Raw genomic sequence first — 24,508 nt, forward strand, 5'->3', positions numbered from 1 at the left:
GAAAAGGAGCATCAGCTTCAAAGCGCGTAATGGCTTTTTCAGCTTAGCTCCCTTGTGTTTGCGTTTTGAAAATTACAGTACTTTCGCTTGTGCCTGTTTAATCTGTACAGGCCCCATTCCTCGCGGTATTTCAATGTTTTCTCTTGTATCTGCATGTAATGCGTCCGCAATGTAATCCGCAGCCACATTAGGATCCAGGTCTCCACAAGTATAAACATCAATGCTTGCATATCCGTGTTCAGGAAAACTGTGAATCGTTAAATGTGACTCAGAGATAATAACGACTCCGCTTACGCCTTGCGGTGCAAATTTGTGAAATGCGACCTCGCGCACTTCAGCTCCTGATTTCAAAGCAGCATTTACAAACGTTTTTTCAATAAAATCCATGTCATTGAGCTTATCAAAATCGCATCCCCACAGCTCGGAGATGACGTGACGCCCCATTGTTTCCATAATCATGGACCCCCCTTAACAAGAATTAAAAAAGTGAATTTCCGAGAACTGACCCGGCCATTTACCACGGGGGAAAGTTAGTCCGGAGAGGTCCTAACCCTTTAAGTAATTCCGAAGCAGTCACGAGCAAGAAGTTCACGAAAGATAGTATACTGTGTTTAAGTTTATTTTGCAAGGTGTGTTTTTTGCGAATATGCCGTTAAGGGTTTTTTTCTAACAAATGTCCATGATCTTTAGTCTACACAGCTGACGGGTGTTTCATTCGCGCGGCGACGTGACGGATAAGATCAACGACCCGGCAGGAATATCCCCATTCATTGTCATACCAGGCGAGCACCTTTACTTTTCGGTCTTCCATCACCATCGTTGTCAGACCGTCGATGATCGCAGAGTGTGAATTCGTATTATAATCCGAAGAAACGAGCGGCTCATCCGAATAATCAAGAATTCCGTACATCGACGTTTTTGCGGCTCTTTGGAAAGCGGCGTTCACTTGCTCGGCCGACACATCTGTTTTCAGATCGCAGACAAGGTCCACTAATGACACATTCGGAACGGGAACACGCAAAGCGAGACCGTGAAGTTTTCCTTTCAAATGAGGCAGCACGAGCGACAGCGCTTTGGCGGCGCCTGTAGAAGTCGGAATGATGGATTCTCCGCACGCTCTCGCCCTCCGCAGATCTTTATGCGGATTGTCGATATTTTTTTGATCATTCGTGTAAGCGTGAACAGTCGTCATCAGGCCGCTTTCAATCCCGAATTCCTGATCAAGCACTTTGACGACCGGCGCAAGACAGTTTGTCGTGCAGGATGCATTTGAAATAATGACATGTTCATCGGGATTGAACTGCTCTTCATTTACTCCCATGACAATGGTAACGTCTTCATTTTTGCCCGGAGCCGTTAAAATGACTTTTTTCGCCCCTGCTTCAATATGGCTCATCGCTTTTTCTTTTGAATTAAATTTCCCCGTTGCCTCTACGACGATGTCTATTCCGCATTCTTTCCACGGAAGCTCTCTCGGGTCCCGGCGGTTGAACAGCATAATATGTTTTCCGTTGACGATCAGGCTGTCGTCGGAGGTCTCAACTTCTTGATCATATTTGCCGTGAATTGTGTCATACTTTATCAAATGAGCAAGCGTTTCCGGGGGATAGCTTGCATTAATGGCTGTTATTTGAATTTGATCATCTTCCATTGCTTTTCTGAACACCATTCTTCCGATTCTTCCAAACCCGTTGATTGCTACTTTTACCTTCATGCTCAGGTCACCCCTTTTTAATATGCCACTCTAATTTACCTTCATTTATATATAGTATAACACATTAAAAGAAATCCGCCAGTACAACTTGATAAAAATCCACCCTTATACCGATCAATATGTTGTTCAATCGGTTTTTTTGCATATAAAATGATCTTTCTTCCATAAAAAAAGCAGGATCAGCGTCTCAGGCTGCCTGCTTTTTTCTTATATTTGTCCCGGTTCTTTAAATTTGTCATTTAAAATGCTGTCCTCTAAAACGGAAGACACCTCGCCGTACCGTTTAGCAATATGCATCGCGCCCCAGTCGCACAGCGCGTTTAAAATTCTTTCCAGACTGTGCCCGTATTCACTCAGCTCGTATTCCACTTTCGGCGGCACCTGATTGTATACGATCCGGTTGATGACGCCGTCAGCTTCCAGCTCCCGCAATTGCTGTGTCAGCATCTTCTGGGTGATGTCCGGCATAAGCCGCTTCAATTCGCTTGTCCGTTTTTTCCCGCGCATGAGGTGGCAGAGGATCACACACTTCCATTTTCCGCCGATCACTTCAAGCGCCGCCTCTACGGATATATTGTATTTTTTCTTCAGCAACGGTAATTCCTCCTCATCTATAGGAACTAAAAAGTGCCTATGGCACTTAAAAGTACGTTCTTTTCAATGACACTTCTATCGATCATAATGACATTTGCCGGCTGAAAAGGAATGTACTCTTATACTTATATCGTTTACCCGGCATCATTTCAACCATACATTATCGTTCAAGGAGGAAAACAGATGTCTTCACATCGCCAAAGCTATTTACCAGCGCTGCTGGCATTAGCCGTCAGCGCTTTTGCGATCGGCACAACCGAATTTATCAGCGTCGGGCTGCTGCCGCTTATATCTCAAGATCTGCATATACCTGTGACCACGGCGGGACTTACCGTTTCCATGTATGCTCTGGGCGTGACATTCGGCGCGCCGGTTTTAACGTCTCTCACATCCGGCATGTCGCGGAAAACGCTGCTGCTCTGGGTGATGTTAATTTTTATCGCCGGAAATACACTCGCAGCGAGCGCTTCCTCAATCGGCGTCTTACTGGCGGCACGGGTCATTTCGGCTTTTTCCCACGGCATTTTCATGTCAATCGGGGCAACAATCGCCGCCAATATCGTGCCGGAGCATAAAAGAGCAAGCGCGATTTCTATCATGTTTACGGGGCTGACGGTGGCTACGGTGACCGGCGTTCCATTCGGCACCTATCTCGGCCAGCAATTCGGATGGAGAATCGCATTTGCCGTCATTGTGGCGGTAGGAATCATCGCATTCCTCACAAACGCGCTTCTCGTTCCGTCACATTTGCGCAAAGGGACGAAAACCGCATTTGCCGAGCAGGTCAAACTCGTCACAAACGGCCGGTTATTGCTTTTATTTATCATTACCGCGTTAGGCTACGGCGGAACGTTTGTCGTGTTTACGTATTTATCTCCGCTTCTTCAGGAGGTAACCGGTTTTCAGAAAGAAACCGTCGCGGCCATCCTGCTCATTTACGGAATTGCGATTGCCATCGGAAACATGATTGGCGGCCGTTTATCAAACCGAAATCCGCTGAAAGCCTTGTTTTATATGTTCATTGTCCAGGCTGCTGTGCTGTTTGTTCTGACTTTTACCGCGCCGTTTAAAACAGCCGGGCTGATCACCATTATTTTCATGGGGCTGTTGGCGTTTATGAATGTGCCGGGGCTTCAGGTATATGTCGTGATGCTGAGTGAACGTTTTGCGCCAAGCGCCGTTGATACAGCATCAGCATTAAATATCGCGGCATTTAATGCCGGAATCGCGATCGGCTCGTTTGCCGGCGGAATCATTACAGACTCAATCGGAATCATTCATACCGCTTGGATCGGGGCGCTGATGGTGCTCAGCGCGGTCGTATTAACCGGATGGAGCAGGAAGCTTGAAAAGCGGGATCGCACTGCCCTTGAAAGGAGGTGAGTTTTTCTTCAGCGCATTTTGATTGTTTCAACAGACAACTAATAGGAGGAATATATACATGACAACACATTTACAAGCAAAAGCAACATTGCATAACGGAGTAGAGATGCCTTGGTTCGGCATCGGAGTTTTCAAAGTAGAGGAAGGCGCGGAACTCGTCAACGCGGTGAAAACGGCATTGGTGCACGGCTATCGCAGCGTTGATACCGCCGCGATTTACGGAAATGAAGAAGGTGTCGGCGAAGGCATCCGCCAAGGGCTGCAAGAAGCGGGATTAAAACGTGAAGACATTTTTGTCACGTCAAAAGTGTGGAATGCCGATTTAGGATATGAAGAAACGTTAAAAGCGTTTGACACAAGCTTAGAAAAACTCGGTTTAGATTATTTGGATTTATATTTGATCCATTGGCCTGTCGAAGGAAAGTACATCGATGCGTGGCGGGCGCTCGAAACTCTCTACCGGGATGGACGCATTAAGGCGATCGGGGTCAGCAATTTCCAAATTCACCATCTGAAACATCTCATGAAAGAGACGGAAATCAAGCCGATGATCAACCAGGTGGAGTACCATCCTCGTCTGACACAGAAAGAACTGCTTGCTTTCTGCACTGAACAAGGCATTCAGCTTGAAGCGTGGTCGCCATTGATGCAAGGTCAGCTGCTTGATCACACCGTCTTACAGGAAATCGCTGAGAAGTACGGCAAATCAGCCGCCCAAGTGATTTTGCGCTGGGATTTGCAGAACGGTGTCATCACCATTCCGAAATCAACGAAAAAACACCGTATTGAAGAAAATGCAAATGTCTTTGATTTCGAACTGTCAGCTGACGATATGAAGCGGATTGATGATCTGAACGAAAATCTCCGTGTCGGTCCTGATCCTGACAATTTTGATTTTTAACCAGAAAAACACCGTTCGGCTTTCCGAACGGTGTTTGTTTATGCCCAGCCGCTCAATACTTCCTCAAGCTGGTGCTTTGTATATTCAAGACTGCCGCTGTTATCAATGACGGCGTCAGCTTTTTTTGTTTTATCCGCTAAAGGCATTTGCGACGTTATCCGGCTCATCGCTTCTTCTTCTGTAAGGGAATTCCGCTCCATCAGCCGTTTAAGCTGAATGTCTGCCGGTACGGTGACGACGAGCACCTTGCCGACAAGATAATCAAGCCCGCTTTCATACAAAAGCGGTATATCCAAAACGACGAACTGCTCTTTTCGCGCAACGGCTTCATCCCGCTGTTTCAGCATTTCCGCACGTACTGCCGGATGAACGATCTGATTCAGCTTCAGACGCTTCTGTTCGTCAGTGAAAACGATAGAACCGAGTTTTTTTCTGTCAATACCGCCATTTTCCAGCAGGATGTCTTTTCCGAATGCCTCCACAATTTGTCCGTAAGCCGGCATTCCTTTTTCCACCGCCTGTTTTGCGATGACATCCGCATCAATGACTGTTATTTTTTTGTCGATCAGCATACGCGCTACCGTGCTTTTGCCGCTTGCGATGCCTCCCGTTAAACCGATGACCAAGCTCAAAAAGCCCACTCCTTCTTACATTTTCCAAATCCCGATGATAATCAGCAGGACTCCCGGCAAAAATGTCATTTTATCTATCCAATTCCATCTTGAAAGCAAATGCCCCGCGTTTATGCCGAGTGAAACAAACAGCGAGCTCATCAGCCCGACAGTCACGCTCATCATAACCGGAGAAAAGCCGAGAATGGCCGCTCCCAGCCCGGCGCCAAACGCGTCAATGGATAAGGCGATACCGAGCAGAAGCGCCTCGACTCCGTTAATGGTTCCGGATTGATCAATATCGGCGCTGGTCGGTTTTTTCAAAATATGAATGACGATGCCGAGCGATTTCACTTCAAGATTAAGTAACGTTTTTTCATGCAATAAGTAATCCGGCTCTTTAGCCGGTTTGAAAAATTGCCAGATGACCCATGCCCCGATTCCGATTAAGATCAGTCCGCCCAGTTTTTCCGTGACGGATACGGGAAAAATCTTTGTCAGAAAATGGCCGATCAGCATGGATATAAACATCACAGAGGCTGAACAGCAAGCGATCACGGCAATCGCTTTGAACGGGATTTTCATTTTTCTCAAACCATACGTAAACCCGACTGAAAAACTGTCCAAGCTGACAGCAAAAGCCAAAAGCAGCAAAGAAACAATCTCCATATCCGTTTCTCCCTTTCTCTTGATCGGCAATTGTGACATATGCCTATTGGGTGAATCACAATATATATATGGAGAAAGGTCATCAACTGTGTTAGAAAAAAGTCATTCTGCTGCGCCTGCTTGAACCGCTTCAGTTCATGATTTTTTTTGGCAGCGGGCGCAAAAATGCGTACCCCTTCCGCCGACCACGATTTTAGAAATCATCGTGCCGCACGTTTTGCACGGTTCATCCTTTTTGCCGTATACGTAATGTTTGAGCTGAAACATTCCGATTTCCCCTTGAGAATTGATATAAGACCGGACGGTGCTCCCGCCCGCGTCAATCGCTTCCTGAAGGGTGTCTTTAATTTCTGTATGAAGCGTTTTTATCTGCCCGTCTGACAGACTGTTCGCTTTTGTCTCAGGATGAATACGCGCCCGGAATAAAGCTTCATCGACATAAATATTGCCGAGGCCGACGACCGCTTTTTGGTCGAGCAGGGCGGTTTTCACCGCGCGGTTCGTTTTTGCAAGCCGCTCTTTTAAATAAGCAGCGGTAAATGCTTCATCATCGGGTTCGGGCCCGAGCTGTGAAAGCGGTAATGCATTCAATTCCTCTCCCGGCGCAAACAAATGCATCGTGCCGAATTTCCGGACATCCCGGTAGCGGAGCTGTGTTCCGTCCGTCATGTGAAACACGACGTGCACATGTTTATCGTCAGGCTCATCGGCCTGATGAAGACCGTATTTCCCCTCCATCCGCAGGTGGGACACCATGACATAATGATCCAGATGGAAAAGCAAAAACTTTCCCCTTCTTCCGATGGATCGGATTGTTTCTCCTGCAATCTGCCGCGCGAATTCCTCCGGCTCGGCGGGTTTTTTGATGATATTCGGCCATCTGATATCCGCCGATTCAATCGTTTTCCCCTTCACAAGACCGGTCAGAGTGCGCCGGACCGTTTCAACTTCTGGTAATTCCGGCACAATCATCACTTCCTTTTTCTCTGTTTATTTTGCATCGTACCAAGACGGCCCTGAAGCATAATCCGCCTTCAGCGGCACGTCTAATGCCAAAGCATGCTCCATCACTTCAGGAACCAGCTTCTCTAATATTTCAATTTCTTCCTTAGGCGCTTCAAAAATCAATTCATCGTGCACCTGAAGCAGCAGTCGCGCCTTCAGGTTTTTTTCTTTCAGCTCAGCTGCCATGTCAATCATGGCTTTTTTAATAATATCGGCGGCGCTTCCCTGAATCGGCGTATTCATGGCCGTCCGTTCCGCAAAGCTCCGCAGGTTGAAGTTGCGGCTGGTCAGCTCAGGAATATAGCGGCGGCGCTGCATAAGTGTCGTGACATATCCTTTTTGCTTCGCTTCCTGCACCGACTCTTCCATATACGCCTTGACGCCCGGGAAGCTCTCCAAATAGCGGTCAATAAAAGCGCCCGCTTCCTTCCGGGTGATGCCGAGGTTTTGCGACAGCCCGTAATCACTGATGCCGTAAACAATGCCGAAATTGACGGCCTTTGCCTGGCGGCGCATCGCTTGTGTCACTTCATCTTCACTGACATGAAATACGTCCATGGCGGTTTTTGTGTGAATGTCCATGTCATTCGTAAACGCTTCGATCAGATTTTCATCTTTTGAAATATGCGCAAGCACCCTTAATTCAATTTGTGAATAATCGGCGGCGAAAATAAGCCAGTCCGGTTCGGACGGTACGAAAGCCTGGCGGATTTTCCGCCCTTCCTCCAGCCGGATCGGAATATTTTGCAGGTTCGGATCCGTTGAGCTGAGGCGTCCGGTTTGAGTCAATGCCTGATTGAATCGTGTATGCACCTTATGAGAATCCTTGCGCGTGACTTTCAGCAGCCCTTCAATATAAGTCGATTGGAGTTTGCCGATTTGTCTGTATTGCAGAATGTGCGCGACGATATCATGTTTGTCTGCGAGCTTCTCAAGCACATCAGCTGAAGTGGAATAGCCTGTTTTTGTTTTCTTTACTGGCGGCAGGCCGAGCTTTTCAAACAGAATGACGCCGAGCTGTTTTGGTGAATTGATGTTAAACGGCTCACCGGCGATGTCATGGATTTTTTCTTCATATTCTTTCAGCTTCGCCTTAAGCTCTTCGCCCATTCGCTTCAGTCTTTCAACATCCACTTTGACGCCCATTGATTCCATTTCTCCGAGAATAAGCGCAAGCGGGAGTTCGAGATCTTCATATAATTCAAGCTGATTATTTTCTTCCAAAGCGTCGAGCAGTTTGTCACGGAGGCTGTTAACAGCAGACGCTTTCCGCGCGAGATGATCGGCAAGCTCTTTTTCAGCCGGAACGGCGCGCTTTGCGCCTTTTCCGTATACCGCTTCATCTTTTGAAACGATATTCAGCCCGTATTCTTTCGCTACGCTCGCGACATCGTCGTACGAATTGCCCGGGTTTATAATGTAGGCAGCAAGAAGCGCGTCAAATTCCGTTCCCTTCAGCTCAATTCCCTGCCAGCGCAAAGCGACGACGGAACGTTTGCTGTCGAACACCCACTTTTTCATCGATTCATCTTCAGCCCAAGATTTAAAAGCTTCAGACTGAATGGCGATTTCTTTCGGAATATAATAAAGACCTGTTTCATTCACGATGGAAAAGCCGAGGATCGGTTCTTCGTGATAGTTATCACCGATTTGTTCGACGACCAAAGCGGACGGCGAAACGAGCATATCTTCGGTGATTTCTTCTGCCGTTTCAACATTGATGTCTTCAAAATTTTCTTCCGCCGTTTCGCCGCTTTCTTCACCGAGCCGCTCAAGAAGCGTATTAAAACCGAGGTCTTTAAAAATGGCAACAACTTGTTCACGGTCAAACCCTTGGTAATCTAAATCTTCGGGCTTGACTTCAATCGGCGCATTTGTCATAATCGTCGCCAGCTCTTTGCTCATCAGGGCTTGTTCCTTATATTCTTCAAGCTTTTCTTTTAATTTTTTTCCGCTGACTTCATCAATGGAATCAAGCAGTTTCTCAACCGAATGGAACTGCTTTAAAAGCTTAATCGCGGTTTTTTCTCCGACGCCGGGGACGCCCGGTATGTTATCGGATGAATCCCCCATTAATCCCTTCATATCAATGATTTGCAAAGGGGTCAGACCGTACTTTTCTTGCACGTGCTCCGGCGTGTAATCTTCCACGTCAGTAATGCCTTTTCTCGTAATGGCAACGGTCGTTTTCCCGGTTGCAAGCTGGGTTAAGTCCTTGTCCCCCGAAACTACCTTTACTTCGAAGCCTTCTTTTTCAGCAGAAACGGCAAGGGTGCCGATAATATCGTCCGCTTCATATTCAGGAAGCTCGTAGCGGCTGATTTTGTAGGCATCAAGGAGCTCGCGGATGAACGGCATCTGTTCTGAAAGCTCCGGCGGCGTTTTTTGTCTTCCGCCTTTATATTCTTTAAACGTGCTGTGGCGGAAAGTGGTTTTTCCCGCATCAAAAGCCACCAGCATGTGGGTCGGCTTTTCATCTTCCAGCATTTTCATTAAAATCATCGCAAACCCGTATACGGCATTTGTATGGATGCCTTTTTCATTGCTTAAAAGCGGCAATGCAAAAAACGCCCGATACGCCAGACTGTTTCCGTCGACAAGCACTAATTTTTTTCGTTCCGTCATTCAATATCCTCCTAAGAGCAAAAGCTCGTCATTCCTCTATTTTTTAATCTCACAGCTTCTCTTATTTTAACAAAGTTCAATTTGAAAGGAAAATGAGCGAACCCCGTGAAAACGCAAAAAAGGACGGGAACAAGAAAACACGTTCCCGCCGTCAAAATTGGCTCCTTGGATGAAGGGGTTCTGTTACATCCTAACAAGATAGGTTTAACAGGTCATGAAGAAATTGTTAATCCTTTGTAAAGCTGATCACGCTTCCGGCTGCCGCTTCAGCGTCACGGTAAATACAGTCCCCTGTCCCGGCTCGCTTGTGACCTCGATTTTACCTTCATGGGCTTCTATTAAGTGCTTCACGATGGCGAGGCCGAGCCCGGTTCCTCCCGAGTTGCGGCTTCTGTCTTTATCCACGCGGTAGAATCTCTCAAATATCCGCGGGATCTCTTCCTTCTGAATGCCGATTCCCGTATCGGACACTTTGATATCGACAACGGTTTCTTTCACATGTACCGAAATCCCCACCGCCCCTTTTTCAGGCGTGTAGGTCAGGGCATTGTTCGCCAGATTCAAAAACACCTGCTTCAGCCTGTGCGCGTCACCCGTCACAAAAATCGGCTCTTCCGGGAGATCGAGCTGAAAGCTGATGCCTTTTTCCTCAGCCTTATGCCGCAAAAGCGCTTCAATTTCATGCAGAATTTTTGCGGCGTCAAAGGACTCTACGCGCATCGTAAAGTTTTGCTGCTCCATCTTGGATAAATCCAGTAAATCCTGCACGAGAGATTGGAGCCGCTCACTTTCTTTCAGAATGATAGACAGAAAGTCTGAAAGCGCCTTTTCGTCTTTCATCGCTCCGTCTAACAGTGTTTCCGTAAAGCCTTTAATCGAGGTGATCGGTGTTTTCAGTTCATGGGAGACATTGGCGACGAAGTCCTTTCTCATCTGCTCCAATTTTTTAATTTCCGTCATATCGTGAAAGACGAGGACGATGCCCTTCCATTCATCGTCAGGGCCCATGATCGGAACGCCGTCAACTTCAAAGTAGCGCCGCTCAATGTTGATGGGAAGTCTGAGCAGCTGGCATTTTTTCGTCTCCGTCATAAAAATGTCTTCGACAAGCCGAATGATCTCCTCATGTTCAAACGCATCATGGTAAAGACGCCGAAGCAGACGTTCAGGCTTTGTATGAAACTGCTTCGTGTATGACCGGTTCACGAGATTGATAAAACCTCTCCCGTCTATTAAAATCAAACCGGATCCGATATTTTCAATGACGGTTAACAGACGATCGCGCTGCATATCCTGCGTTCTCGTCATTTCCATTAAATCGACCGCCAGGCTGTTCATCGCACGCCCGAGACGGTCCGACCGCCTTGCGTAACCGCTGTAGGAGCGGGCGTCATAATTCCCCTTGGACAGCTCCGTCGCCACTTTTGTCGCGGCGTCGATTGATTTTTTGTAACGGGACGTCATGTTTGTATAAAAGAAAACGATAATGATAAAAGCGGTACAAAGACTTGCTGCCAGCATGCCCCACATTTCTCCGGTAACGCTTGAACCGCCGTTGATCTCAGAGGAAACGAGTACATACCCCGCAATTTTCCCGGCGTCATTTTTTACGGCAGTGCCGCGGATGACTTTGCTTTTCGACTGTACGGCTTCCTCGCTTTTATTGTGAGAAATGAACTCCTTTACGGCTGAATCATCAGCATGACTGCCGGAATGATATACGGCGTCACCCTTCTCGTTGAGCACGGCGACGTTTATACCGAGGGTGCGGCCGGCGTCACGGATTACCGTTTCATTGCTTTTATTGCCGATTCTGCCGGCGTCAAGAAGGCCCGCTATGTATACCGATTCCTTTTTCAGCTGATCCGCCGTTCTTTCTTCAGCGGATGAAGAAATAAGCTGCTGTAAAAAAAGGCCGAGAACACTGAAAACCAATATGATACATACAACGAGTAAAGCGAACAGACGCACACGGACTTTATTCATTCATTTTTGGCTCCTCCAGTTTATACCCCAAACCTCTGATTGTTTTAATATAGATGGGTTTTTTGGTATTTGATTCGATTTTGTCGCGCAGATGACTGATATGAACGTCAACAATCCGGGTGTCCCCGGCAAAATCATAGTTCCAGACCGCGCTCAGCAGAAGATCTCTCGTCAGCACTCTTCCCTTGTGTTTTCCCAAATACAGAAGCAGTTCAAATTCTTTAGGCGTCAATTCCAGCTGTTCTGACTTGAAGTACGCTTCGTAATGCTCCGGAAGAATTTTCAGCTCGCCGATGAGGATCTGCCCGTCCTTTTCCTCTTCTCTGCCTTGTGACAGCGAAGAAATGTCAGCCCTTCTTAAAATGGCTTTCACCCGCGCAGTGACTTCCCGCGGACTGAACGGCTTTGTCATGTAATCATCCGCTCCGAGCTCCAGTCCCAGCACTTTATCAAACTCCTCATCTTTTGCTGTCAGCATCAAGATCGGGACCATCATTTTCTGCTGTCTGAGCTGCTTACAGACGTCGATTCCGTCCACTTTCGGCAGCATGACATCCAGTACGATTAAATCCGGATTTTCATTCTCTGCCAGCTCCAGAGCCTCTTCACCGTCTGATGCGGTAATGACATCATAGCCGGACCGTTCCAGATTATACTGTAAAAGAGTAACGATAGATTGTTCATCATCTACAACTAAAATTTTTTTGTTCATGCTGCGCCCTCCGCTGTCTATTTTCCCCGACATCCAATTTTCTCTATTTTATGTGCTGCATATCACTTTATGATTTCATTTTATCCAATACTGCCCGTTCAGACAATTCGCCTTTTTGATCATTTTCAGAGAAAGGATCGCTCAGGGAAAAAGAAAACGCTTTCATTAATTGTAAAAAGAGGAAGGCTTCTGATTCGGAAGCCTTCCCTTTTTTCTTATGACAATACTTTCATCACGTTTTTGACAGATTCAACTGATTTACTCAGCTGCGCTTTTTCATAGTCTGTCAGTTCAAGCTCGATGATTTGCTCTAGGCCGTTTCCTCCGATAATCGTCGGTACGCCTAAGTAAATGCCTTCATGACCGTATTCGCCTTCTAAGTAAGCGATGGTCGGAAGCACGCGGCGCTGATCTTTCAAAATGGCTTCTACCATTTCAGTCAGTGATGCAGCAGGCGCGTAGTAGGCGCTTCCGTTTCCGAGAAGGTTGACGATTTCCCCGCCGCCTTTTCTTGTGCGTTCTACAATCGCATCAAGACGGTCTTTCGGGATAAGCGTTTCAAGCGGAATGCCGCCCGCATAGGAATAACGGACGAGAGGAACCATGTCGTCACCGTGTCCGCCAAGAACAAAACCGGTCACATCTTTTACAGACAGGTTTAATTCTTCAGCGACGAATGTTCTGAATCGTGCAGTGTCAAGCACTCCGGATTGTCCGATGACGCGTTCTTTCGGGAAGCCTGATTCTTTGTACACCGCATATGTCATCGCATCAACAGGGTTTGTCAATACAACGATAATGCAGTCAGGAGAATATTTCACGATCTCACGTGTGACGCTTCTCATGATTTTTTCGTTTGTAGATACGAGATCATCACGGCTCATGCCTGGTTTTCTCGCAATTCCGGCTGTGATGACGACGATATCAGAACCGGCTGTGTCCTCGTAGTTGGACGTGCCTGTGATTTTCGCGTCAAATCCTTGGACCGGACTTGCTTCGAGCATGTCTAGCGCTTTTCCTTTTGTCGGGTTTTCTAATTGCGGAATATCAACGAGCACAACGTCCGCAAGCTCTTTTTGAGCTGTAAGAAAGGCTGTTGTCGCTCCCGTAAATCCTGCTCCGATAACAGAAACTTTACTGCGTGTTTTTCCCATGATTCTCTTCTCCTTTTTTGGCTTCATTAGAAGTCTGCTTTAGGTTCAGTCCATGTTTTTGATTAGCTCTTCACCAAACTCTGAACATTTCACTTCAGTTGCACCGTCCATTAATCTAGCAAAATCGTACGTTACTACTTTTGAAGCAATCGTTTTTTCCATAGATTTAATGATCAAGTCAGCAGCCTCATTCCAGTTCAGGTGTTCAAGAAGAAGCACTCCTGAAAGGATGACGGATGACGGGTTGACTTTGTCAAGGCCGGCATACTTTGGAGCCGTTCCGTGAGTCGCTTCGAAAATCGCATGCCCTGTTTCATAGTTGATGTTCGCTCCCGGCGCGATTCCGATTCCGCCTACCTGAGCGGCAAGCGCATCAGAGATATAGTCTCCGTTTAAGTTCATTGTCGCCACGACGTCGAATTCGCTCGGACGGGTTAAGATCTGCTGAAGGAAAATATCAGCGATGCTGTCTTTGACGATGATTTTTCCTGCCGCTTCCGCGTCGCTCTGCGCTTTATCAGCAGCTTCTTTTCCGTCTTTTTCGACAATGCGGTCATATTCAGCCCAAGTGAATACTTTATCTCCGTATTCTCTTTCGGCAAGCTCGTAGCCCCAGTTTTTAAATGCCCCTTCAGTGAACTTCATGATGTTTCCTTTGTGGACAAGCGTGACAGACTTACGGCCGTTTTCGATCGCATACTCAATGGCAGCTCTGACTAAGCGGCTTGTGCCTTCTTCAGAAACAGGTTTGATGCCGATTCCTGACGTTTCAGGGAAACGGATTTTGTTAACACCCATTTCATTTTGCAGGAAGCTGATCAGCTTTTCAACCTCTTCAGAACCTTTCGCATACTCAATTCCGGCATAAATATCTTCCGTATTCTCGCGGAAAATGACCATATCCGTATCTTCAGGTCGTTTGACCGGAGAAGGCACTCCCGTGAAATATCTGACAGGGCGCAGGCACGTAAACAAATCAAGCTCCTGTCTCAGCGCCACGTTCAGAGAACGGATACCGCCGCCGACCGGTGTCGTCAGAGGACCTTTGATGGCGATGAAGTACTCTCTGATGTCTTCCAGCGTTTCGGCAGGAAGCCACTCACCTGTTTTATTATAAGCCTTTTCACCGGCATAAACTTCTTTCCACGTGATTTTTTTCTCGCCTTTATATGCTTTTTCAACAGCGGCTTCCAATACTTTAGAAGCGGCGTTCCAAATATCAGGGCCTGTGCCGTCGCCTTCAATAAACGGGATAATCGGATTATTTGGTACGTTTAATACTCCATTAGAGACTGTAATTTTTTCACCTTGTGACACAATATTACCTCCCAGTATGTAATTCATATTTAGAAAACATTTTATTTTTCTTGTATAGAAAATAAAATGATTTTTCTCAAGATTCTATCAAAATTGTAAACCAATCCGGGCTTGATTAACAAGAGGCTAACGACATGAAAATCACCAGCCTCCCGTTTGATCAGGCTCTTTCATCAATCGGAACAAAAGTCTGCTTATCCGGACCCGTGTAATCAGCGCGCGGGCGGATGAGGCGGTTGTTATCGTACTGTTCAAGAATATGGGCGATCCATCCTGACATTCTGCTGACCGCAAAGATCGGCGTGAACAGATCGTGATCAATGCCGAGACTGTGGTATACAGATGCGGAATAGAAATCAACGTTAGGCGGGAGTTTTTTCTCCGACGTCACGATTTCTTCGACACGGATTGACATCTCATACCATTTGCTTTCCCCCGTCAGATTCGTCAGGCGTTTGCTCATTTCTTTTAAGTGTTTGGCGCGCGGGTCTCCATGCTTATACACACGGTGTCCGAAGCCCATTACTTTTTCCTTTTTCTCCATTTTGCTGCGGATATAAGGCTCGGCGTTTTCCACTTCGCCGATTTCTGTCAGCATTTTCATGACGGCTTCATTGGCTCCGCCGTGAAGCGGCCCTTTTAAAGCGCCGATGGCGGCAGTGATGCCTGAGTAAATATCAGATAAGGTGGCGACACATACTCTCGCCGTAAACGTTGATGCGTTCAGCTCATGATCCGCATGAAGAATGAGCGCTTTGTTAAACGCTTCCACTTCGATCGGAGAAGGCTCTTCACCGTTTAAGGTGTAAAGGAAGTTCTCCGCGATTCCGTACTCTTCCTTCGGTTCAACAGGATCAAGTCCTTTGCGGATTCTTGAGAAAGCGGCGACAATGCCCGGCACTTTCGCCTGCAGACGGATGGCTTTTCTGTAGTTCGCTTCCGGATTCATGACATCGGCTTCACTGTCAGTCAGACCGAGTAATGAAATCGCCGTCCGGAGCGCAGCCATTGGATGTACGTTATTGAGGGGATAGGATTTGAAGTGCTCAATGATTTCTTGTGGAACGGCAGCTTCTTTCGCAAGCTGTTTTTTCAGTTCAGCAAGTTCCGTTTTATTCGGCAGGCGCAGATGCCACAGCAAATAAATGATTTCTTCAAAACTTGCATTCTCTGTCAAGTCGTCAATATCGTACCCTACATATGTAAGGGTATCGTCGATAATAGAGCTTACAGATGATGTTGTTGCTACAACCCCTTCAAGACCGCGTGTTGCTGTCATATTCAACCTCTCCTTTTCAATCAAAATTCCCCTTTAAAGAGTATATAAAACATACGGCTTACTTAAAATGAGTCATGCAAACACTCCCTTTCCCCTTCAAGAAAATGCTTACATTTCACTGGTTGCGGTTACATAACCGATATGCTTATAGAGGAACATAACAAATTCTTATAAGCTTATTTAAGTTTAAGCCTATTCTTATTATAAACAATAATCTGATTAATTTGTAGACTTTTAACTAAAAATGTTTTAAAAGCCCTATATATCAAGGCTTGGCGTTGATAAATTTAATCGTTTGCTTTCAGGCGCTTTGTAAAACCATGTATTCTCATGTTTTCATTTGGGGGAGTTTTGGAGGAGACTTTAAAAGGACAGGCGCGACAACTTCACCGCAAATTTAACCCCCTTCTTTACCGGAGAAGGGGGTTATTTTGTTTACTCGACTGAATCAATGTTCGGATCAGCTTCAGAAATCCAGGTCTTGGTTTTAGTTGGCTCCCCGCACATGGACTGGAATCGTTTGACTGCATTTGCGCTGTTTTCGGGCTGTAAATATCCTCATCAAACCGTTCATCAATTGAAACTGACTCATTTACTGATATAAGTGAATTTAAATAAATTGCAGAAAAAACCCTCCTCATCTCGAGAAGGGCTCTGACTTATACTTTTTTTCTCTAAATCAGTCCGAAGAAACTAACTGATGCCGCTCAACTTTTCAATCGAAGGGCTTCATCGGGTTCTCCAACTATTTGCCCCTATGCTTTTCTTTTGCTTTTTGTTTTCTGATTAAATATTTTTGTTCCTTTATCTTTTCTCTTTGTTTTCTATTCAGTTGTTTTTTCTTTTCTTTTCTTGCTTCAAGCTCCTGTTTTATCGCTTTTTGTGCCTTAGTTGATATCCCGATATTTTTCATTTCTTTAGAAGCTTGTCGTTGCAATCTTTTTGGGTTTAATTTCTTAGATTTTGCTTTAACACAAACCCCTTCTTGTTCAGTGTGGGAGAGAGTCTGTAAAAGTTGATTATTAACAAAATGCATTATTTCTGAATCCTTTGGCTCTTGTCCAAACAAATGACGAATTGCTCTTAATTTCCCGTCATTCACAACTTCAATGACTCCTACCCAAAACTGACCATCGTAGTAAACCGTTAATTTCATAACGATTCCCTCCTCCTAAATTTACTGAAGAATGATGGACATCCCGAGGAGGGGAAGGTTACTGACATTTTAAATCATGCATCCGGACTACCAACCGAATTGTGTTTTTTCATTCTCATTATAAATTTAACAAACTTTCAAATTGAAGGAAAGGGTCTCCGCTTATTTTAACAACACTTCAAGTTTTGCTTTGGTATAGCCCATAAATCCCATCAGCTTTTAATCTACTGCAATCGCTGTTTTCGCTCCATGTGCGCCGTCAATCCCGAAGCTCTTTGTTACATGGTAAGCCGCTTCATTCATCGGAATAATGTAAATGGCATTTGTCTGAACTACAAAATGCGCAAGTGCAAACTCTAATTTTCTCCACAAAAAAAGCAGCTTTACGCCGCTTTTTTACTTTACGAAGTGAATATTTTAACGATTTGCATGGCCAAGTAGGCGATTCCGGCGCCGATTAACGGGCCGACGGCGACGCCTCCGAAAAGCGCGACGGCAAGTATCGTGCCGATGACCAGCGCCGTTGTAATATGAGGGTCGTTTTCCAATAAGGTGAGACCGTTTTTGGCGATTAAGGCAACCGCGATCCCGGCACCGAGAGCGATCCACGCATAATATGATTTCATCGCTTCTCCAAGCTGTTTAAAACCGATATCACCTGTGGCAATCGGCACTAAAACGGCGATTGTAATGACGGTGACCCCCCAGTTGATGCCTTTTGACTGAATAACCGGAAATAGTTTCTGATCAAGACCGACAGCTTTTATCACAATGAGAAAGCCGACGGCAAAAAGCAATGACTGATTTTTGGCTATCAATGCGATGGCCAGCAATAATAGTAAAAATAAATTCGCCTGTGTAAACATCCTGAAAGCACCCTCTTTCATCATATCTGTATTCATATCCTTTTTTTTGACGAATAAACTAATGTAATAGGACGTGCCGACCGAGAGGAGGATCGATGTGAATCCGCACTATGCAACTGTTTTTTTCCGCGCGCTGTTTGTACTCGCTGCGGCCGGCGGCGCTTTAGCGGCCGGTTACGCCTCATTTCCGTTAACTTATCCGTTTCTGATCGCCCTTATTCTGTCATCAGCGATCATTCCCGTTGTTGACTGGCTGGACAAACTGACGGGGATGCCCCGGTCAGTCAATACAGTCATTGTCCTGGTCTTCTTTTTGCTTATTCTTCTTGGCGCGGCGACATTTCTCGTTGCGGAAATCATTTCAGGAACCGCCTATCTGGCCAAAACGCTCCCTCCCCATATCAGCGCCTTTATGACGTATTGCGAAGAGCTGTTCACTTCCCGCATTCAGCCATTGTACCACGAGCTGACCGTCTTATTTAACGGACTGGAAACCAATCAGCAGGCATCCATCGTGACGCATATTCAGACCCTCGGTGATACAGCCGCTAAAAATGCGGGGCTGATGCTTTCACATCTTTTGGAGCTGGTGCCGAAATGGATTGCCTTCCTTCCCAATACAGCTGCCGTCTTCATTTTCGCAATGCTGGCGACTTTTTTTATGACAAAGGACTGGCATAAGCTGAAGGCGCTGCTTTATTCCATTCTTCCGGAACGGGTTTCAGCAAACGCCAAGGCCGTATCGGGAGAGCTGAAAAAAGCGATGGCAGGTTTCATTAAGGCGCAGGCCGTGCTCATACTTTTCACGATGATCATTGTCTTTATCGGACTTTTTCTTTTAGGGATTGAGCATGCGGCAACCATCGCCTTTTTTATCGGCCTGGTGGACCTTCTCCCGTATCTCGGCGCCGGGTCGGTCTTTGTTCCCTGGATTATGTATTTGGCCATTGCCGGTCAGCTTCCTCAAGCGATCGGTCTCGGTGTTTTATATATTGTGGTTCTTATCCAGCGCCAGCTGACGGAGCCGAAAATTTTAAGCAAGTCAATCGGACTTGATCCGCTTGCGACCTTAATCGCTCTGTTTGCCGGCTTTAAATTGTTCGGAATTTTAGGACTGGCTGCGGGGCCCGCGCTGCTCGTTTTCATTCAGGCCTTTATCACAACGGGCGCTTTAAAAGAAATATGGGCCTATATTACTGTTCAGTCCAAATAAAAACAGCAGCCCTGTAAGAAGGCTGCCGTTTTTATTTGATAATGATCCGCTTGTTTTTTGACATTCCTCTCAGCCATTTGAACAAAAGCGGCTTCATGCGGTTCCGAGTGAACGGAATCAGAAGACAGGCCCCTGCAATATCGGACAGAAAACCCGGAAGCATCAAAAGCAGGCCTCCGAAAAAGACGCATATTCCGTCAAGAAGCGCTTCCCCCGGCATTTTGCCGTGCTGCAGGTCGCGCATCACCCGATGATACACATCGGTTCCCTGTCTTTTTGCCACCAAGGCGCCTAACACGCCTGTCAAAATGATGAGAAGGAAGGTCGGAAAAATACCGAGCCATTTTCCCGCCAGCAGAAACAAACCGATTTCAATTGCCGGACACACGATAAACAGTAAGAATAACACTCTCATTTTTCTGCCCTCCTGCCCTTCTAAAAGCGCGTCACCGCCCGCATGGGAATAGGAAAATCAACCTAAAGACAAAAGAGAAGGGAGAACCCCCCTCTCTTTTTTAAAGCTGTTTAAAGAACGCTTGCGCGGCCTTCATACACAGCGCCGCGGGCAGCGTCAACTGTGATAACCTGTCCTTCTGTTAAAACTGAAGTTGCGTTCTCCAGACCGACGATAACCGGAATGCCCAAGCTTAAACCGACAACGGCTGCATGGCTTGTCAGACCGCCTTCTTCAGTGATGAGCGCTGATGCTTTTTCAAGTGAAGCGATCATGTCGCGGTCAGTGCTTGAAGCAACCAATACTGCGCCGTCTGTCATTTTTTGTTCAGCTTCTTTCGCATTTTTTGCAACAACGACCGGACCGAATGCAGATTTGCGTCCGATGCCTTGCCCTTTCGCGATAACGCTGCCGACAGTGTGGACTTTCATCAGATTCGTCGTGCCTGATTCACCGACAGAACCTGCTGTAATGACAATCAGATCACCGCGTTTCACGATGCCGCTGTCAAGTGATTTTTGAACCGCGTCTTCAAGCATTTCATCGGTTGAATTCGCGTTTTGGCCGCTTGCCGGGAATACACCGAATACAAGACCGAGTTTGCGTGATACAGACTCATTAACCGTAACGGCTACAATCGGAGCCTGCGGACGGTATTTCGCGATCATACGCGCCGTATGGCCGCTTTCTGTAGGGGTAACGATAGCTGCCGCACTCAGATTGATCGCCGTGTGCGCAACTGATTGGCCGATCGCATCGGTAATCGTCATGCCGACCTGATCTCTGCGTTTAGACAGAATTTCTTTGTAGTTCAGAGATTCTTCCGTGCGTGTGGCGATGTTAAACATTGTTTGAACCGCCTCGACAGGATATTGTCCCGCAGCCGTCTCACCGGAAAGCATGATAGCGTCTGTGCCGTCGAAAATGGCGTTGGCAACGTCACTTGCTTCAGCGCGTGTCGGACGAGGGTTGCGCTGCATGCTGTCAAGCATTTGTGTCGCAGTAATAACCGGTTTGCCGAGCGCGTTGCATTTTTTGATCATTTCTTTTTGCACGAGCGGCACTTCTTCGGCCGGAATCTCTACGCCGAGGTCTCCGCGCGCTACCATTAAGCCGTCAGATACTTCCAGGATCGCGTCCAGGTTGTCCACGCCTTCCTGGTTCTCGATCTTAGGAATGATTTGAATGTCAGACGCGTTATGCTCTTCAAGCAGTTCGCGGATTTCAAGGACATCCGTAGAACGGCGTACAAATGACGCAGCGATGAAATCAACGCCTTGCTCGATACCGAATACGATGTCTTTGGCGTCTTTTTCAGTAATTCCGGGAAGGTTGACGCTGACGCCGGGAACGTTTACGCCTTTTTTATTTTTCAGCGTGCCGCTGTTTAAGATTTTTGTTTTGATTTCGTGTTTTTCCGGATTTGATTCTAGCACTTCCAATCCGATTAAACCGTCATCCAACAGGATGATAGACCCTGCTGACACGTCGTCTGCCAGGCCTTCATAAGAAACTGAGAATTTTTCAAGCGTTCCCAGCACCTGTTTCGTAGAAACGATAATTTCATTTCCCGCCTGAAGCTCAAGCGCGCCGTTTTCCATATCGTGCGTGCGGATTTCCGGACCTTTCGTATCGAGGAGAATCCCCACGTTTTTGCCGAGCTTTTTGCTTGCTTCTCTGATGTTTTTGATTCTTGCGCCGTGCTCTTCGAAATCACCGTGTGAAAAATTCAGACGAGCAACGTTCATACCCGCTTCCATCAATTTTGTCAGCATTTCTACACTTTCACTGGCCGGACCGATTGTACAAACGATTTTTGTTTTTTTCAACTCGTTCACTTCCTTCTGAAATCTTCAGCTTCTTCCGCCTTAAATAGACAGTTCTTTTGAAAGCTGATACATGTTTGGTTCAACAGTATGTTTTGATTCTAAAATTTCTATAATATCATGGTCTACAAGCTTGTTGTTTTGTATACCTACGCAGCGTCCGCCTTTTCCTTTAAGCAGAAGCTCAACCGCGTAAGCGCCGAGGCGGCTTGCAAGAACCCGGTCAGAAGCGCTTGGAGATCCGCCGCGCTGGATGTGCCCTAAAACGGATACCCGTGTTTCAAGGTTCGTTTCTTCTTCGATGCGTTTTCCGAATTCAACCCCGCTGCCTACCCCTTCTGCAACGATGATGATACTGTGTTTTTTGCCGCGGTCGTGCCCTCTCTTCAAACGGCCGATAATTTCCTGCATATCGTAGTCCGCTTCAGGAATTAAAATTGATTCCGCTCCGCCTGCAAGACCTGCCCATAAAGCAATGTCGCCCGCATGGCGCCCCATCACTTCAATAACGTATGTACGCTCATGAGACGTAGCGGTGTCACGGATTTTATCAATCGCATCAATTACGGTGTTTAACGCCGTATCAAATCCGATCGTAAAATCAGTTCCCGGGATGTCATTATCTATCGTACCCGGTACACCCACACACGGAAACCCGTGTTCCGTTAATTTTTTCGCACCCATGTATGAACCGTCTCCGCCGATGACGACAAGACCTTCAATGCCGAGTTTCTTTAAATTTTCGATTCCTTTTTCACGGCCTTCAACTGTTTTGAATTCAGGACATCTGGCCGTATACAGCTTTGTTCCGCCGCGGTGGATGATGTCACCGACCGAACCAAGCTCCAGTTTCTCTATTTTACCGCTGATTAATCCTGAATAACCGTTATAAATTCCGTACACTTCGACGTCGTGGTAGATAGCTTTCCGCACAACCGCGCGCACCGCAGCGTTCATACCCGGGGAATCCCCGCCGCTCGTTAAAACTCCTATACGCTTCATTTCCTATTCACCTCAGCAACATATATATGTTAAACATATCATGATCATTGCCCTAAAACAATGAAAAGGGACGCCTGAGCTCCCATGAAACCTTACCTATTATACAATTAAATAAATTGTTTTTAAATAAAATTTAAGGAATATCACAAAAATCACAAAAAATAAACGTGAGCCATAGGCTTCACGTCTATTCAGTTTACCCCGATATATTGATCCTCAACCGAAACTTTCCCGATTGCTTTATATTTTTCATAGCGCTGTGAGATCAATTCTTCGGCGTTCAATTGAAGAAGAGATTTTAACGTTTCTTTAAGAATACCGTCAATGTAGCCCGCCTGCTGCTTAATATCATGGTGAGCTCCGCCCTTCACTTCTTTAATCATATCATCAATAATTCCTAATTCTAATAAATCGGGCGCAGTAATCTTCATGGATTCGGCCGCTTTTTTCGCAAGGCCGGAGTCTTTCCACAAAATGGATGCGGCTCCTTCAGGAGAAATAACGGAATACGTCGAGTTCTCAAGCATCAGCATGCGGTTGCCCACACCTAACGCAAGCGCGCCTCCGCTGCCGCCTTCCCCGATGACGATACAAACGACAGGCACTGTCAGGCCGGCCATCTCGAACAGGTTCTTGGCGATGGCTTCACTTTGTCCCCGTTCCTCCGCCGCTTTACCCGGGTACGCTCCCTTCGTGTCGATGAAGCAGATAATCGGGCGGTTGAACTTATCCGCCTGCTTCATGAGACGAAGCGCTTTGCGGTAGCCCTCAGGGTGAGGCATCCCGAAATTGCGGACAAGGTTTTCTTTCGTGTCTTTTCCGCGCTGATGTCCGATGACGGTGACCGGCATGCCGTGATATTTGGCAACTCCGCCGACAATCGCCGCATCATCTCCGTATGTTCTGTCTCCGTGGCACTCAAAAAAGTCGGTAAACAGGTATTGAATGTAATCAAGCGTCGTCGGCCGGTCGGGAAGGCGTGCGATCTGCACTCTGTCCCACGGCTTCAGGTTTTTATAAATCTCATCCTGGAGCTTGCTGAGCCGGTCTTCAAGTCTTGCGATTTCAGCGCTTAAATCCATCTCCGAATCTTGGGTGAATTTTTTCAGTTCGGCGATTTTCGTCTGCAGTTCAATCACTGGTTTTTCAAATTCTAATCTTGCAGCCACTCATGCTCACCTCCTGTTTGGTGCATGTCCAGCAGAAATGCGAGTTTGTCTTTCATGTCGTTTCGGTGAATCACCGCATCAAGCTGGCCGTGCTTTAATAAAAATTCCGCCGTCTGGAAATCTTCCGGCAGTTTTTCCCCGATCGTCTGTTCAATAATACGTCTTCCGGCAAATCCGATCAAGGCGCCCGGTTCAGCGAAATTATAATCACCGAGAGACGCGAAACTGGCCGATACGCCGCCTGTCGTCGGGTGGGTCATGACAGAAATAATCAGTCCCTGCTCCTCACTGAACAGTTTTAATGCAGAGCTTGTCTTTGCCATTTGCATAAGGCTTAAGACCCCCTCCTGCATACGTGCGCCGCCGGAAGCGGTAAAGATGATAAACGGGACTTTTTCCTCTTTTGCCTTTTCAATTGCAAGCGTGATTTTTTCGCCGACAACCGAACCCATGCTGCCCATTCGGAATGTTGAATCCATGATCGCGATCACGGCCGGGAATCCGCTGATGGTTCCTTTTCCGGTAACCACCGCTTCATTCAGCGATGTTTTCTCACGGTCTTTTTCGATTTTTTCTAAGTATTCCGGGAAACCGAGCGGGTTTTCAGATATCATTCCCTGGTTGAATTCTTCGAATGAATCTTCATCCAGGAGGCTTTCAATGCGCTGCTTTGCATTCATCGGGAAATGGTGCCCGCAGTTCATGCAGACGCGCAGGTTTTTATCTAACTCTTTTGTGAGCATGATTTTTTTACATTTGGGGCACTTTGTCATAATGCCTTCCGGAACATCATGTTTTGCCTGCTCAGACGGCACGGAAGCATATTTTTTCTTTTTTGTGAATATATCCTTTAACAAATGATTACCTCCCTT

Annotated in this window: 23 protein-coding genes; 3 read left to right on the plus strand and 20 right to left on the minus strand. The window is 46.6% G+C overall.

All coding sequences use genetic code 11. From position 1 onward, the window contains the following. Nucleotides 1-72 precede the first annotated feature (72 nt). The 3 genes from speD to NYE36_RS14775 form a co-directional block, all read right to left on the minus strand. Nucleotides 73-453, minus strand: coding sequence for an adenosylmethionine decarboxylase (gene speD / locus NYE36_RS14765; RefSeq protein ID WP_003152471.1), 381 nt, complete (start codon nt 451-453; stop codon nt 73-75). A 238-nt stretch (nt 454-691) separates the two neighbouring features. Beyond that, nucleotides 692-1,714 (minus strand): glyceraldehyde-3-phosphate dehydrogenase, encoded by a 1,023-nt coding sequence (locus tag NYE36_RS14770; protein WP_007408083.1) that lies wholly within the window; start codon nt 1,712-1,714, stop codon nt 692-694. A gap of 207 nt (nt 1,715-1,921) precedes the next feature. Beyond that, a complete protein-coding gene (locus NYE36_RS14775) occupies nt 1,922-2,308 on the minus strand; it encodes a winged helix-turn-helix transcriptional regulator (RefSeq protein WP_003152469.1) in 387 nt (128 codons plus the stop codon). A gap of 183 nt (nt 2,309-2,491) precedes the next feature. Here NYE36_RS14775 and NYE36_RS14780 point away from each other — a divergent pair, with 183 nt between their 5' ends. Both NYE36_RS14780 and NYE36_RS14785 read left to right on the plus strand, forming a co-directional pair. After that, the gene (locus tag NYE36_RS14780) at nt 2,492-3,691 is read left to right on the plus strand and encodes an MFS transporter (protein ID WP_007408082.1); all 1,200 of its coding nucleotides are present in this window, start codon (nt 2,492-2,494) and stop codon (nt 3,689-3,691) included. 58 nt (nt 3,692-3,749) lie between these two features. After that, entirely contained in the window at nt 3,750-4,592 is an 843-nt protein-coding gene (locus tag NYE36_RS14785) for an aldo/keto reductase (protein WP_007408081.1), read from the plus strand. A 38-nt stretch (nt 4,593-4,630) separates the two neighbouring features. On the opposite strand, the gene coaE is transcribed toward NYE36_RS14785, so the two are convergent. From coaE to NYE36_RS14845, 12 genes are all read right to left on the minus strand, one after another. Beyond that, nucleotides 4,631-5,224, minus strand: coding sequence for a dephospho-CoA kinase (gene coaE / locus NYE36_RS14790; RefSeq protein WP_061890767.1), 594 nt, complete (start codon nt 5,222-5,224; stop codon nt 4,631-4,633). A gap of 15 nt (nt 5,225-5,239) precedes the next feature. After that, nucleotides 5,240-5,872 (minus strand): sporulation membrane protein YtaF, encoded by a 633-nt coding sequence (gene ytaF, locus NYE36_RS14795; RefSeq protein ID WP_003152461.1) that lies wholly within the window; start codon nt 5,870-5,872, stop codon nt 5,240-5,242. Nucleotides 5,873-6,007: 135 nt separating this feature from the next. Beyond that, nucleotides 6,008-6,838, minus strand: a complete 831-nt coding sequence (mutM, locus tag NYE36_RS14800) for a DNA-formamidopyrimidine glycosylase (RefSeq protein ID WP_015417984.1) — start codon at nt 6,836-6,838, stop codon at nt 6,008-6,010. Nucleotides 6,839-6,862: 24 nt separating this feature from the next. Next, nucleotides 6,863-9,502 (minus strand): DNA polymerase I, encoded by a 2,640-nt coding sequence (gene polA / locus NYE36_RS14805; RefSeq protein ID WP_015417985.1) that lies wholly within the window; start codon nt 9,500-9,502, stop codon nt 6,863-6,865. Between the two features lie 246 nt (nt 9,503-9,748). Beyond that, nucleotides 9,749-11,488: an ATP-binding protein gene (locus NYE36_RS14810; RefSeq protein WP_032866541.1), complete on the minus strand. Its 1,740-nt coding sequence runs from the start codon at nt 11,486-11,488 to the stop codon at nt 9,749-9,751. Continuing rightward, nucleotides 11,481-12,200, minus strand: a complete 720-nt coding sequence (locus tag NYE36_RS14815; protein WP_003152457.1) for a response regulator transcription factor — start codon at nt 12,198-12,200, stop codon at nt 11,481-11,483. The genes NYE36_RS14810 and NYE36_RS14815 overlap by 8 nt, the downstream gene beginning before the upstream one ends. A 215-nt stretch (nt 12,201-12,415) precedes the next feature. Continuing rightward, the gene (mdh, locus tag NYE36_RS14820; protein ID WP_003152455.1) at nt 12,416-13,354 is read right to left on the minus strand and encodes a malate dehydrogenase; all 939 of its coding nucleotides are present in this window, start codon (nt 13,352-13,354) and stop codon (nt 12,416-12,418) included. 45 nt (nt 13,355-13,399) lie between these two features. Further along, entirely contained in the window at nt 13,400-14,671 is a 1,272-nt protein-coding gene (gene icd, locus NYE36_RS14825) for an NADP-dependent isocitrate dehydrogenase (protein ID WP_007408075.1), read from the minus strand. Nucleotides 14,672-14,831: 160 nt separating this feature from the next. Continuing rightward, complete coding sequence (citZ, locus tag NYE36_RS14830; protein WP_003152453.1) at nt 14,832-15,950, minus strand: citrate synthase; 1,119 nt, start codon at nt 15,948-15,950, stop codon at nt 14,832-14,834. A gap of 745 nt (nt 15,951-16,695) precedes the next feature. Then, nucleotides 16,696-17,106 (minus strand): YjdF family protein, encoded by a 411-nt coding sequence (locus tag NYE36_RS14835; protein ID WP_015240369.1) that lies wholly within the window; start codon nt 17,104-17,106, stop codon nt 16,696-16,698. 219 nt (nt 17,107-17,325) lie between these two features. After that, entirely contained in the window at nt 17,326-17,478 is a 153-nt protein-coding gene (locus tag NYE36_RS14840) for a hypothetical protein (protein ID WP_007408073.1), read from the minus strand. Nucleotides 17,479-17,507: 29 nt separating this feature from the next. Next, the gene (locus tag NYE36_RS14845; RefSeq protein WP_007408072.1) at nt 17,508-17,972 is read right to left on the minus strand and encodes a DUF441 domain-containing protein; all 465 of its coding nucleotides are present in this window, start codon (nt 17,970-17,972) and stop codon (nt 17,508-17,510) included. 97 nt (nt 17,973-18,069) lie between these two features. Between NYE36_RS14845 and ytvI the strand changes: the two genes are divergently transcribed. Next, the gene (gene ytvI, locus NYE36_RS14850; RefSeq protein ID WP_012118167.1) at nt 18,070-19,185 is read left to right on the plus strand and encodes a sporulation integral membrane protein YtvI; all 1,116 of its coding nucleotides are present in this window, start codon (nt 18,070-18,072) and stop codon (nt 19,183-19,185) included. A 31-nt stretch (nt 19,186-19,216) separates the two neighbouring features. Here the strand turns inward: ytvI and NYE36_RS14855 are convergent, their stop codons facing one another. From NYE36_RS14855 to accD, 5 genes are all read right to left on the minus strand, one after another. After that, a complete protein-coding gene (locus NYE36_RS14855) occupies nt 19,217-19,600 on the minus strand; it encodes an FxsA family protein (protein ID WP_012118168.1) in 384 nt (127 codons plus the stop codon). Nucleotides 19,601-19,710: 110 nt separating this feature from the next. Continuing rightward, nucleotides 19,711-21,468, minus strand: a complete 1,758-nt coding sequence (gene pyk, locus NYE36_RS14860) for a pyruvate kinase (protein ID WP_007408069.1) — start codon at nt 21,466-21,468, stop codon at nt 19,711-19,713. 39 nt (nt 21,469-21,507) lie between these two features. After that, nucleotides 21,508-22,467: a 6-phosphofructokinase gene (gene pfkA, locus NYE36_RS14865; protein ID WP_007408068.1), complete on the minus strand. Its 960-nt coding sequence runs from the start codon at nt 22,465-22,467 to the stop codon at nt 21,508-21,510. 191 nt (nt 22,468-22,658) lie between these two features. Continuing rightward, complete coding sequence (gene accA / locus NYE36_RS14870) at nt 22,659-23,636, minus strand: acetyl-CoA carboxylase carboxyl transferase subunit alpha (protein WP_015417990.1); 978 nt, start codon at nt 23,634-23,636, stop codon at nt 22,659-22,661. Beyond that, a complete protein-coding gene (gene accD / locus NYE36_RS14875; RefSeq protein WP_003152441.1) occupies nt 23,621-24,493 on the minus strand; it encodes an acetyl-CoA carboxylase, carboxyltransferase subunit beta in 873 nt (290 codons plus the stop codon). The genes accA and accD overlap by 16 nt, the downstream gene beginning before the upstream one ends. Nucleotides 24,494-24,508 lie beyond the last annotated feature (15 nt).

Origin of the sequence: Bacillus sp. FSL R5-0593, from assembly GCF_038603755.1 — a bacterium.
GTDB lineage: Bacteria > Bacillota > Bacilli > Bacillales > Bacillaceae > Bacillus > Bacillus velezensis.